This is a genomic window from Prauserella rugosa (assembly GCF_000719975.1).
Taxonomy (GTDB): Bacteria; Actinomycetota; Actinomycetes; order Mycobacteriales; family Pseudonocardiaceae; genus Prauserella; species Prauserella rugosa.
The window spans coordinates 157,649-169,793 of the sequence record NZ_JOIJ01000007.1 but is presented as its reverse complement, the minus strand read 5'-3'; the positions used below and the strand labels follow the sequence as shown (position 1 = coordinate 169,793).

At 69.1% G+C, this 12,145-nt stretch carries 7 protein-coding genes; 4 read left to right on the top strand and 3 right to left on the bottom strand.

Annotated elements, in window-relative coordinates; genetic code table 11:
- Positions 1–43: 43 nt before the first annotated feature.
- Positions 44–1,681, bottom strand: a complete 1,638-nt coding sequence (locus IF64_RS0112245; RefSeq protein ID WP_030532200.1) for a long-chain-fatty-acid--CoA ligase — start codon at positions 1,679–1,681, stop codon at positions 44–46.
- A gap of 123 nt (positions 1,682–1,804) precedes the next feature.
- Here IF64_RS0112245 and IF64_RS0112240 point away from each other — a divergent pair, with 123 nt between their 5' ends.
- Genes IF64_RS0112240 through IF64_RS0112225 form a run of 4 tightly spaced genes read left to right on the top strand, consistent with a single transcriptional unit; the run spans position 1,805 to position 5,809 of the window.
- On the top strand, positions 1,805–2,680 hold the full coding sequence (locus IF64_RS0112240) for an isocitrate lyase/PEP mutase family protein (RefSeq protein ID WP_030532199.1): 876 nt from the start codon (positions 1,805–1,807) through the stop codon (positions 2,678–2,680).
- A 5-nt stretch (positions 2,681–2,685) separates the two neighbouring features.
- On the top strand, positions 2,686–3,954 hold the full coding sequence (locus tag IF64_RS0112235) for a 3-isopropylmalate dehydratase large subunit (RefSeq protein ID WP_246134792.1): 1,269 nt from the start codon (positions 2,686–2,688) through the stop codon (positions 3,952–3,954).
- Positions 3,951–4,472, top strand: coding sequence for a LeuD/DmdB family oxidoreductase small subunit (locus tag IF64_RS0112230; RefSeq protein ID WP_030532197.1), 522 nt, complete (start codon positions 3,951–3,953; stop codon positions 4,470–4,472). The genes IF64_RS0112235 and IF64_RS0112230 overlap by 4 nt, the downstream gene beginning before the upstream one ends.
- A 20-nt stretch (positions 4,473–4,492) precedes the next feature.
- Entirely contained in the window at positions 4,493–5,809 is a 1,317-nt protein-coding gene (locus IF64_RS0112225; protein ID WP_030532196.1) for an MFS transporter, read from the top strand.
- A gap of 133 nt (positions 5,810–5,942) precedes the next feature.
- On the opposite strand, the gene IF64_RS26040 is transcribed toward IF64_RS0112225, so the two are convergent.
- Together IF64_RS26040 and IF64_RS0112215 are read right to left on the bottom strand one after the other, a co-directional pair.
- Positions 5,943–9,149, bottom strand: coding sequence for an Ig-like domain-containing protein (locus IF64_RS26040; RefSeq protein WP_169741946.1), 3,207 nt, complete (start codon positions 9,147–9,149; stop codon positions 5,943–5,945).
- 242 nt (positions 9,150–9,391) lie between these two features.
- Entirely contained in the window at positions 9,392–12,019 is a 2,628-nt protein-coding gene (locus IF64_RS0112215; protein ID WP_051757776.1) for a helix-turn-helix transcriptional regulator, read from the bottom strand.
- Positions 12,020–12,145: the final 126 nt, after the last annotated feature.

Here is a 12,145-nt window from a genome sequence, read left to right as displayed (position 1 = left end):
TCCGCCTCGACGTGGCGCTGCCGGGAACGATACGTCGGTGAAGTCAGGCGTACTCGGTACGGAGCAGCTTCTTGTCGAGTTTGCCGACGCTGGTCTTCGGAACCTCGTCGACGAACTCGAAGCGGTCCGGCACCTGCCATCGTGGTACTCGCTCGGCGAGGAAATCCCGCAGCTGCGCGGCATCGACGTCGCGTGCCGCCACGACGGCGATCGGGCGCTCGTCCCATTTCGGATCGGGTACCGCGATCACGGCTGCCTCCCGCACGGCCGGGTGTGCCATGAGGTGGTTCTCCAGCGCCACGGACGAAATCCACTCGCCGCCCGACTTCACCAGATCCTTGGTCCGGTCGACGATCCGCACGTATCCGCGTTCGTCGACCGTGACCACGTCACCGGTGCGCAGCAGGCGGGTTCCCTCGGATTCGGCGAACTTGTCGGCAACGGCACCGGGTTCCGCCCCGTAGTAGTCGGCCGCGACGTAGGGACCGCTGATCTGCAGCTCGCCGATCGAGGTGCCGTCCCAGGGCACCGTGGTCTCCCCGTCGACGACCCGCATCCGAAGGCCCGGCATCGGCCTGCCCTGACTCGAGCGTGTCTCCGCCACCACGGCGTCGTCGGCGTTCGCGGGCGGATTCGCGATGAGACCCACCGGGGAGCACTCGGTCATTCCCCATGCGTGCACCGGTTCGATACCGAGTTCGGCCAGGCTGGACAGCAACGTCTCCGACGCGGCCGAACCACCGATCACCAGACGCCGCACCGACTTCAGCGCGGTCCGATCGACGTCACCGGCATCGACCGCGGCCAGAAGATTGGCCCACACCGTGGGTACTGCAGCGGAGAACGTGACCCGTCCGGCCGCGAAGCACTCGGCCAGGCCGATCGGATCGGTGCGACGCCCCGGCAACGCCAGGCCAGCTCCGGCGAGCAGGCTCGCATACGGCAGGTTCCACGAGTTCGCGTGGAACATCGGCACGACAGGGCAGACGACGTCGTGTTCGGAGATCGCGAAGGTGTCGGCCCCGCACAGCGTCAGCGCATGCAGATACACCGATCGATGGCTGTAGACCACGGCCTTCGGCCATCCCGTCGTACCCGAGGTGTAACAGATTCCGCTGGCCTCGTGTTCGTCCGCGGGGCGATACCACGGGCCCTGGCGCGGTGGAGCGGTCATCAGGTCCGATATCGGCATGACGCGGGCATTCCCGTGTCGTTCAGGGAGATCGGCTCGTCCGGGGAGCTCCGGGTGTTCGAGGTGATCGCCGTAGACGATCACGTACTCCACACAGGAGGGCAGCGCCACGGCCGACCATTCCGGCCACAAGGCGGCGTCGACGAGCACCACCCGATCTCCTGCGTGCTCGACGGTGTAGGCGACCTCCTCCCCGCCGAGCCGAATGTTGACGGTGTGGAGCACCAAGCCGCTTCCGGGCACTGCGATGTAGGCGAGCAGATGCTCGCGGGTGTTCGGGGCGAAGGTCGCGACCCGGTCGCCGGGCCGCAGACCCAGCTCGGCAAGCCCGCCGGCGAACGCGCGCGCCTCCGCGAACACGTCGCCGTAGGTGGCGGTCGCCGGTTCCGCCGCACCGCCGACGACCACCGGCCGGTCGGCGAAGAGCGTCTCGCACCTGCCGAGGATCTGATGCAGGCCCAGAGGCTCCGTCTGCATCACAGCGCGCATCCGAACTCCCTTCCACGTTTCGCATGACGGTACAGGTTCCGTTTTATTCGCGGAACGGTTGACTGCGAGCAGAAGTGCGCCCTAGTTTGCTTGAAACTAGTTCCGGATAACGGAAGGTGGACAATGTCGACCACCACATCGACCGCCACGCTGCGCGAACTCGTCGATGCCGACCTCGTGTTCGCACCCGGCGTGTGGGACGGATTGACCGCACGACTCGCCGAACAGGCCGGATTCAGCGCGCTGTGCGCATCCGGCTTCGCGGTCTCGGCGGCGCTCGGTTACCCCGACGCAGAGCTGTACACCATGACCGAGAATCTCGACGCGGTCCGCACGATCCGCGAGGCCAGCGCGCTCCCGCTCGTCGCCGACATCGACACCGGTTACGGCAACGCCGTCAACGCGGCACGTACCGCCCGTAAGTTCGCCGATGCGGGCGTGCAGGCTGCATTCATGGAGGACCAGGAATCCCCCAAGCGCTGCCCCGTCTGCGTCGGGGACCCCGTGCCGCTGCTCGACATCGAGACGGCGAAGGGAAAGGTCCGCGCCGCCGCCGATGCAGCCGAGGGACGGATGATGCTCATCGCCCGGACCGACGCCACGGGCGACGAGGCGCTGCGTCGCGCCGAGGCCTACGTCGCCGCGGGCGCGGACATGATCATGCCGGTCACGAAGACGTTCTCGGACGCCGAGCAGTGGGCGAAATGTCGCGAGGTTGCGGGTGTTCCCTTGGTCGCGACGCTCACGGCGTCGACGTGGACCGAGCGCGACTTCACCCCCGAGGTTCTGCGGCAGATCGGCGTACGGCTCGCGCTCCTTCCGACCCAGCCGTTGATGGCCGCGGCCGGAGCGTTGCGCACGTGCCTCGAACGCCTGGCAGGCGGCGAAGCCCCCGCGCAGGTGAGTGCGGACGCCCTGCAGCACCACGAGTTCGTCGACCTGATCGGCTTCGCCGACGTCGAGGCCGCACAGCAGCGCTACCTTCCCGCGGGCCGGTGATCGACGTGCCACAGACCATCACCGAGAAGATCCTCGCCCGCGCGGGCGGAGTCGACAGTGTCCGGCCCGGACAGAACCTGCCGTTCCGTCCCGACCACATGATCGCCTACGACTTCCCCGGCTACACCGACGTGATGTTCCGGCAGATGCACGAGGACTTCGGCATCACGGAACTCGCGGAGCCGGAGCGGTACCTCGTCTTCATCGACCACATGCTCACGAAGGGCGACGCGAAGGAACGCGACATCCACAAGGTGACGCGGGACTGGTGCGAGTTCTACGGCGTCACCCTGCACGAGGCCGAAGGGATCGGCCACCAGGTGACCGCAGAACTCGGCTACGCGCTGCCGGGGCGGTTCCTCATCCACTTCGACGGGCACGTCAGCGGGCTCGGCGCATTCGGCGCGCTCGGCTGGGGCGTGCGCAGGGACCTGCTGGAAGCATGGGTGAGCGGGCAGATCTACCTGGACGTGCCCGCCACCGTGCGCTTCGACCTGACCGGACAGTTCCGTCCCGGTGTGGACAATCGGGACCTGATCCACGCGATCATCGGCCGGCTCGGCGCGGACGGCTGCGCGCACCAGGTGATGGAGTTCGGCGGCCCCGGTGCGGAGTCGATGAGCATCGACCGCCGGCAGGGCCTGTGTGGCATGGCGATGTTCACCGGTGCCGTGTCCGCGATCTTCAACCCCGACCGCACCGCTCTCGACTACGCCGCCGCCGTGGCACGTGGCCCGTACGAACCCGTGGCCAGCGATCCGGACGCCGAGTACAGCTCGCGCCACACGTTCGACCTTTCCGCCATCGAGCCGCAGGTGGTGCTTCCCGGATCGGCGCGGTCCGCGAACACGCGTGGAGTGTCCGAACTGGATTCGACCGAGGTGACGAAGGCCTTCATCGGCTCCTGCGCCAGCGGCCGCATCGAGGACATCCGGTCCGCGGCGGAACTGTTGCGGGGACGGAGGGTGGCCGAAAGCGTCGAACTCAATGTCGTACCAACCTCCGCCGAGATCCACCGGCAGGCGGAGCAGGAAGGACTCCTGGACGTCCTGCGCAGCGCAGGAGCCAACATCCACACCTCGAGCTGCGACTTCTGCTTCGGCTACCAGAAACCGTTGCAGCCCGGCGAGAAGTGCATCTCCACCGGCGTGCTGAACATCTCCGGCCGCATGGGCAGTACCAAATCGGAGATCTACATGGGCTCGGCTTCGACGGTGGCGGCCAGCGCGCTCACCGGGAAGATCACCGACCCTCGCGAGGTGATGGCCTCATGAGTGGCTACCCACCCCCGCCCGACGTGATCCACGGCCGCGTGGCGTGGATCTTCGGGGACGACTTCGATGTGGACCTCATCATCGGCGTCGAGAACATCAAGTACTACGACGCCGACGTCCTGCGCGAGGTCACGATGAAGGCCTACGACCCGCACTTCGTCGACCGGGTGCGGCCAGGAGACGTCATCGTCGGTGGCCGGAACTTCGGTTACGGCCACCCGCATTACCCACCGCTCGTCGCACTGCGCAACCTCGGCGTCTCGGCCGTGATCGCGGAGTCGTTCTCGCCCGGGTTCTGGCGGGGCGAGACCTACAACGGAATGCCGCTGATCACCGCGCCGGGCATCACCGATCACGTGCAGCGCTGGGACCCCGTGGAGGTGGACTGGCGGAAAGCCAGGGTCTCGCTGCCCGCCACCGGCACGACCCTGGAGGGCACGCCGCCGAGCGAACGCGTCACCAAGATCATCGAGGCAGGCGGGAGCCTTCGGCTGCTGCTCGCCGAACACCGCCGCTGACCTGATCCCGGAGGAACGTCATGACCTCGGCCCACGGCGCCACCGCAGTCGCCGTCCCCACCTTCTCACCCCGGCTCACGCGGCGCGCCGCCCTCGCGGGCGGAGTCGGGACGCTCATCGAGTACTACGACTTCAGTGTGTACGGCTTCCTCGCCGTCACCATCGCTCCACTGTTCTTCCCCAATTCCGACAGCACCGCGTCGATGCTGGCCGCGTTGGCCGTGTTCGCATCCGGATACATCGTGCGGCCGTTGGGCGGTGTGTTCTTCGGCTGGCTCGGCGACCGGTACGGCCGCAGGGCTCCGCTCGTCGCGACGATCGTCGGCATGGGCGTGTGCTCCGGACTGATCGGAGTGCTGCCCACCTACGAGTCGGTCGGCGTCCTCGCGCCTGTCCTGCTCGTGCTGCTGCGCCTGGTGAGCGGGTTCTGCGCGGGCGGTGAGGTCGGCGGCGCGGCCACGTACATCGCCGAATCGACCCCACCTCATCGGCGCGGGTTCTTCGGGTCGTTCACGCCGTTCGGCTCGACGTTCGGCTTCGCCGTGGCAGCCATGGTCGTCGCCGTGTTCACGAGTGCGGTCGGATCCGACGGGATGACGGAATGGTGGTGGCGCATGCCGTTCCTGTTGTGTCTGCCGTTGGCTCTGCTGTGTCTGTGGGCCCGGGCTCGACTCGAGGACACTCCCGAGTTCACGAAGACCAAGAAGGAGGGACGGCAGGCCAAGTGGCCGCTGATCCAGGTGCTGCGCGATCACCCGGTGGCCGTGCTCCGCGTCATCGGCGTCGCCGTCGCCACCAACGGCACCGGCTACATCGGCCTGACCTACATGAACATCTACCTGATCGACGACCTCGGATTCCCGGCCGACCAGGTGTCGTGGCTGTCGGCGGGAGTCATCGCGCTGGCCTGTCTCACGATGCCGCTGGTGGGGTTGTTGTCCGACCGTGCGGGACGGCGGAAGGTGATCGCGACGGGTGTCGTCGGCTACCTCGCCATCAGCTATCCCGTGCTGGCGCTCATGGAGTCGACCAGCAGCATGATGGTCGTCGGTGTGCTGTACCTGGCGTTCATGGTGCTCAACGCACTGCTCCAGGTGCCGGCCTTCCCGATGTTCACGGAGTTGTTCGGTGGCAGTACCCGGTACACGGGTGTGGCGCTCGGATTCAACCTCGGCACCATCCTCGCGGGTGGCACCGCGCCGTACATGGCGACGTGGCTCGTGCAGCAGACCGGTGACAACCAGGCGCCCGCGTTCTGGGTCATGGGCGCGGCACTCATCGGACTGCTGAGCCTCATTCGGCTCAAGGAGACCGCCAACACCGCACTGCCCACCTGATCACGAGGCACGCTCCGAGGCCCGACGGCGCGAACGTGCCAGGGCCCCTTGGCTGCGGTGGCGATGCAGCCAAGGGGCCCTGGCGTTCTCCTCCCTGGTCGGTCAGTCGCGGTCGGTCAGTCGCGGCTCCGGGTCACCGGTCGGCCCGGAAGCGGCGGAGCAGGAAGCCACCCGAGGCGAGCGCCAGCAGTCCCAGCCACAGCAGCACCGTCAACGGGGCACCGGTCTGCGCCAGGCCTTGCTTGCCTCCGCTGACACTGTCGTATCCGGTTCCGTCGAATCCGCTGCCGCCGCCCGGCGGCGGGCCCACCGACACCGGCGGAGCGGTGATCAGGTCGTGGCCACCGCCGCCGTCACCGTCACCGGCACCACCGCCGTCACCGTTCCCTGCGCCGCCGTCACCGTCGTCGCAGACCACGGTGAACGACAGCTCGGTCGGCTCGGAGACGTTGCCAGCGGCGTCGGTCTGCGTCGCCGACAGCGTGTGCTGGCCGCATCCCAGTTCGGGTGCGTCGATCGCCCACGTGCCGTCCGCACCGACCTGCACCGTGCCCAGGGACTCGCCGTCGACGACGACCTCCACGGTCGCCCCGGGCTCGCCCGTGCCCTCGACGGTCGGACTCCGGTCGTCGACCTGTCCACCGTCCTGCGGGTTCGTCACGACCGGGGCGTCAGGAGGCGTCGTGTCCTCCTCCTCGACCACGATGATCACCGGATCCGACTCGGCCGACGTCACGCCGTCGAGCGTCTGGGTCGCCGTGATCGTGTGGTTCCCCGGCGCGAGCGGCTCGGTCAGTTCGAACCGCCAGTTGCCCTGATCGTCCACTGTAGCCTCGCCGACCTGCTCACCGTCGACGATCACCTGGACCGTCGCACCCGGCTCGCCGGTGCCCTCGATGACGGGCGTCGGGTCCGATGTGGAGCTACCGCTCTCCGGCGACGTGATCTCCGGCGCGGGCACCGCGCGCTGCTCGACCGTGAACGACACGGGATCCGACACCGGCGAGTCCCGGTTCAGGTCGTCTGTCTGGATCGCGGTGGCCGTGTGGTCACCGGGTCCGAGCGGCTGGTCGAGTTCCAGCGTCCACGTACCGTTCTCGCCGACCGTGGTGGTGCCGACCTCCACACCGTCGATGGACACCGTCACCTGGTGGCCGGGTTCGCCCGTGCCCGTGATCTCCGGAGTGGGGTTGCCGATCGTCGACCCGTCCCCGGGCGAGGTGATCACCGGCGCAGGCGGAGCCACGGTGTCGATCGTGAACAACACATCCTCCGACGGGCCCGACACGTTGCCGGCCGCATCCTCCTGCGTGGCCGTGATCGTGTGCGGACCGTCTTCCAACGGAGTGTCCGGCGTGAACGACCAATTGCCGTTCTCATCCACCGTCGCCGTACCCAATTCGGTGTCACCATCCCGAATGGTCACCGTCGCACCGGGCTCGCCGGTACCCGTGATCTCCGGGGTGTTGTCGTTGATCGTCGAACCCCCCTCGGGCGAGGTGATCGCCGGCGGATCCGGAGCACCGGTGTCGACCGTGACGGTGGACTGCGCCGGCTCCGACGCGTTGCCTGCCGGGTCGGTCTGGATCGCCTCGATCACATGCTCACCGTCCGACAGCGGCTCCTCCAACGGGAACGACCAATTGCCCTGATCGTCCACAGTGGCCTCACCGACCGACTCACCGTCCACGATCACCTCGACCGTCGCCCCCGGTTCGCCTCGTCCCTCGACCACCGGAGTGTTGTTGCCGATCGTCGAACCGTCCTCCGGCGACGTGATCACCGGCGGATCGGGTGCCTCGGTGTCAACCGTGAACGACACCTCCTCCGACGGACCCGACACATTGCCGGCCGCATCCTCCTGCGTCGCCGTGATCGTGTGATCGCCGTCCGACAACGGACTCTCCGGCGTGAACGACCAGTTCCCGTTCTCATCCACCGTCGCCGTACCCAGCTCCGTGTCACCATCCCGGATCGTCACCGTCGCACCCGGCTCACCCGTGCCCGTGATCTCCGGAGTGTTATTACCGATCGTCGAACCGTCCTCCGGCGACGTGATCACCGGCGGATCCGGTGGTTCGGTGTCCGCCACCGTGAACGTGACCGGTTCCGAAGCCGGCGAGACCGCATCCCCCGCCGACTGCACGGCTTGGATCGTGTGCTCGCCCGGCGGCAACGGTGTCTCCGGGGTGAGCGACCAGTTGCCGTTCTCGTCCACGGTCGCGGTGCCGATCTCGGTGTCCCCCTCCGACACCGTGACCGTCGCGCCCGGCGTGCCGGTACCCGTGATCGTCGGAGTGGTTCCGGTCTCGTCACCGTTCGACGGCGAGGTGATGGTGGGTGGGTCCAGCGCGCCGCACTCCACACCACCCTGCGGTGCGGTCGCCGACGCCGACAGCGGCAGAAGACCGAGGTTCACGCTGGCCAGGTTGCCGCCGAGCGGCCCGTTGATACTGCCGTTGAGCTCGATGAAGGCCGTCGAACCCGAGCCGGTCGCGCCCTGCGACGTGTCGGAGAGCTGACCGACGCTCAGGGTCAGGTTGACGCTGAGCACGCCGAGGTTCAGGTTGATCGGCAGCGACATGCCTGCGCGCAGCTCGGTGCGCTGACCGGCGATCGTGACGGCGATGGCGTAGTCGTTGGCGCTGACCGAACCGGTCGCACCGTCCGACGTGGCGGTGATCGTCGGGTTCTCCAGCACCTCGACGTCCACGAGGCCGTTGATCAACGACAGTGACGCGACGTTGCCGCTGGAGGTCGAGACGACGTTCCCACCCGACAACGTGGTGTTGCCGGACGTCTCAACCGCGCCGAGCTGCAGGATGTTCAGTCCGACGCCGAGGAGCGTGAGTCCCAGGCTCGCGTTGGCGAGGCTCGTCCTCGACTGGGCCAGTGGCGTCCCGTCGGGCACGCACGCCAGGTCGCCTGCCCAGTTGGTCTGCCCACTGCCGTTGATGGCGCCGACCTGGAGAATCCCGGGAAGGTTGATCGTGCCCAGACCCGCGGTGTACGAGTCGGATCCGGCGGCCGGCCCCGAGTTCGCCTGGTCGGAGGCGACTCCCACCGGAATGCCGACGGCGTTGGCGTCGAGGTTCGCCGATTCCGCGTGCGTTCGGGGAGAGGCGGTGCTGTTGGTCGAGGTCGCCGAATGCGCCAACGACGCGTCGACGTTGGCGATTCCCGCAGCGTTGAGACCGAGCGCCAGCACGTCGCCGTGGGTCGAGCCGGAATACGTCGCGGGCAGCGGTTCGGCCCGCGCGGGAAGAACTGTCGTGAGGGCACCGACGAGGAACGTGACCACCGCCAACGCCGCCGCCGAGAACCAGGAACGCTTGGACATCGATGTGCCTTCCGCCGGGGGATGTTCCATCTGAAATCGATGTGAAGCCAGCGAGAAAGGACACTACAAGCGACAAATCGAACGCGCTCGACAATGCCACCAGAATGGCCTACACCTTGCCATATTCCCGGCTCAGCGCGTCACGTCCGCAATTCTGCGTGGCGCCACGGAGGCGTTAAAGAATCACCGACAAACAGTTCCCCCTGACATCGGCGAACATTTTTCCGGACGACGTCAAGAAATCAGTCGGACGCGGTCGGCGCATTCTTCTGCCGAGGAACAGTTGCGGCGAGTTCGACCCGGGAACGCACACCGAGGCGTACGAAGATGTTGCGCAGGTGGTGCTCGACGGTGCGCTGTGAGATCACGAGTCGTTCGGCGATCTCGCGGTTGGTGCGCCCGTCGGCGACGAGCCGCACGATCCGTTCCTGTTGCGGCGTCAGGTCTTCCGCCACGTGTCCGTCGCTCTCCGCGCGTTCGCCCGCCGCGCGGAGCTCCTCGCGGATCTGCGTGACCCAGTAGTCGGCGCCTGCGTCGTCGGCGAGCCGGAACGCGTCCCGCAACACCGAACGGGCCTCCCGGTTGCGGCGCTGCCTGCGCAGCCGCCTGGCGTAGGCCAGTTCGGTGCGGGCCAGTTCCAACGTCATGCCACCGGAGCGTTGGAGGTCGACGGCGGTGGTGAAGTGCCGCTCTGCCTCGTCGGCGTCCTCGGCGAGCAGTCCCCGGCAGCGGTGCACGAGCGCCACCCACACGCCGGTCCCCGTCGACGTCGCCCACTTCTCGTAGCGGTCGAGCGCCCGCTGCGCCCGGTCGGACTCTCCACATCGGATCGCGCATTCGACGAGCTGCGGCACGGCGGCGATCTGCACCGTGGGCACGCCCGAGGCTGGGGTGAACAACGCGACCAGTCGCCGCAGCGCGTCGCCCGGCCGTTCGTCGAGCAGGTCGGCGCACGCCCGCACCCACTCGGCGATCGCGGCCGCACGCCCCAGACCCGCCCTGTCGATCCGCGGTTGGGCTGCATCGACGTGGTCGAGCGCTGCGGTCCGGTTCCCGAGGGAGACCTCCGCCAACGCGGCGAGGACCTCGTGCTCGGCCGCGGTGTTGCGCTGCCCGTTCGCCACCGCCAGCGCGATCCCTTCGGTACTCGCCTCGAGTGCGGCGTGCGGACGGTCCAGCAGTGTCGAGGTGAGGGAGAACTGGAACAGCGCGGTCGGCAACAGCGGTGCGCAGGCATCACCGCGGGCACGCGCCACGGCCACGGCAGCGCGGTCGTGGGCCGAGCGTGGCCGGCCGAGCGTCACCGCGGCCTCAGCGGCACACAGTGCGCCGCGCACGTCGTCACCCGCCTCGTCGAGCACGCGGCGCAGCGCCTCGCCCGCCGCACGGTGGTCGCCGGTGAACATCGAGGCCATCCCGGTCAGGTGCGTGGCCACGAGCGAGCCGTCCGCCTTGGCCGCCGTCTCGAGGTACCCGGCGGTGTCGGACGCCGTCCTGCGTGCCTCCGCCGCGAGCAGGAACGCCTCGGCCTGTTCGTCTCGGTCCAGCGTTTCCGCGGCGAGCAGGAGTTGGTGTGCGGCGACTTCCGGGCATCCGTCACGGAGTTCGATCTCACCCAGCGCGGCGAGGATCCGGCCCGACTCCGGGCCGTCGGCGGTGTGTGCCCCTGCCTGGCGCAGCAGCCGACGGGCCGGTCCGGATCGGCCGGAGGCCCAGTATCGACGCGCGGCGTGCCGCAGCCGCGTCGCCTTGGACGGACCGGGCGGGGTGAGAAGAGCCGCGCGGTGCCAGGCGAGGGCTGCCGTCTCCGGGTGGTCGTCGGCGACCGCGGCCACGACGTCCGCGACCGCCGCGTCCGACCGGCCGTCTGCCCTCGCGGTGTGCCATTCCCACGAGGCACGTCGCTGTTGCGGGTCGATCGAGTCGGCCAGTCGCGCGTGCGCGCGCCTCCGCTCACGTTCGCCTGCCGCGTCGTAGAGCGTCGCGCCGACGGCCGGACTGCACGGACGCGGCCCGTCACCCGCCATCCACACCAGACCGGAACGCTGTACCTCGGCCAGGACGTCGGCGTCCGGCTCGCCGCCTGCGAGTTCGGCACCGTCGGCGCAGGCGAGGCGGAGCACGAACCGCGCGGCATCGTCCGACAGCCGCCGGTACGCCGCCAACACCGCCGTGCGGCCCCGCCCACCGGACGGCAGGGAGCGCGGTGGCGCCTGTCCGCCGACGGCCTGCGCCGCCGTCAGCGCACCGACGAGCTCGCACAGATCGGACGGGTTGCCGCCCGCCGTGGCGACGAGTTCGGCCGCCACCGGTGGGGCGATGCGGCTGTTTCGCTCCGCCACGAGCCGCAGCGCGTCGTCGTCCGACAGCGGCGGCAACGGTTCGACGTCCAGACCGGCGAGCCGCTGCAGCGCGGGATCGGAAGGCGGAACGGCGCAGACGATGCCGACCGGCAGCGATCCGCAGCGGCGGGCCACGAACGCGAGTGTGTCGAGCGACGGCTCGTCGAGCCGGTGGGCGTCGTCGACGAGGCACACCACGGGCCCACGATCGGCGAGCCGTTCGAGCAGCGCCGCGCCGACCCCCGGAACGTCGCCGTCCCGCGTGTCGAGTGCGACCCCGGCCGCGTCGGCCAGCCGTTGCACGCCCGCCCACGGCATGTCGGCCTCGGCTTCGACGCCGGCGACCTCGGCGACCCGGACGTGTGCGGCCACCGTGGCGAGCAGGGTCGTCCGGCCCGTGCCGCGGGCACCGGCGAGCACGAGCGCACCGCCACGGCCGTCGCGCACCGCGTCGGCGAGCGCGTCGAGTCGCTCCCGCACGTGGTCCCTGCCCACGACGGGTGTCTCCGATGCCGTTCGCCGCGCCATGTCCCTCCACCCGGAAGCGTCCGTCACAGGTGAATCCGTGCCCGGAAAGTCCGAGAAGCCGTCGATGACTTTCTCACACCTGGGCCGGTGATTACACCGATGCGGCCTGTGAGCGCAGCGGCGACA

Bases quoted from the DNA above. Each gene is read 5' to 3' on its own strand.
- IF64_RS0112215 (WP_051757776.1), bottom strand. From the start codon at position 12,019: ATGGCGCGGCGAACGGCATCGGAGACACCCGTCGTGGGCAGGGACCAC.
- IF64_RS0112245 (WP_030532200.1), bottom strand. From the start codon at position 1,681: ATGCGCGCTGTGATGCAGACGGAGCCTCTGGGCCTGCATCAGATCCTC.
- IF64_RS0112230 (WP_030532197.1), top strand. From the start codon at position 3,951: ATGAGTGGCTACCCACCCCCGCCCGACGTGATCCACGGCCGCGTGGCG.
- IF64_RS0112240 (WP_030532199.1), top strand. From the start codon at position 1,805: ATGTCGACCACCACATCGACCGCCACGCTGCGCGAACTCGTCGATGCC.
- IF64_RS26040 (WP_169741946.1), bottom strand. From the start codon at position 9,149: ATGTCCAAGCGTTCCTGGTTCTCGGCGGCGGCGTTGGCGGTGGTCACG.
- IF64_RS0112225 (WP_030532196.1), top strand. From the start codon at position 4,493: ATGACCTCGGCCCACGGCGCCACCGCAGTCGCCGTCCCCACCTTCTCA.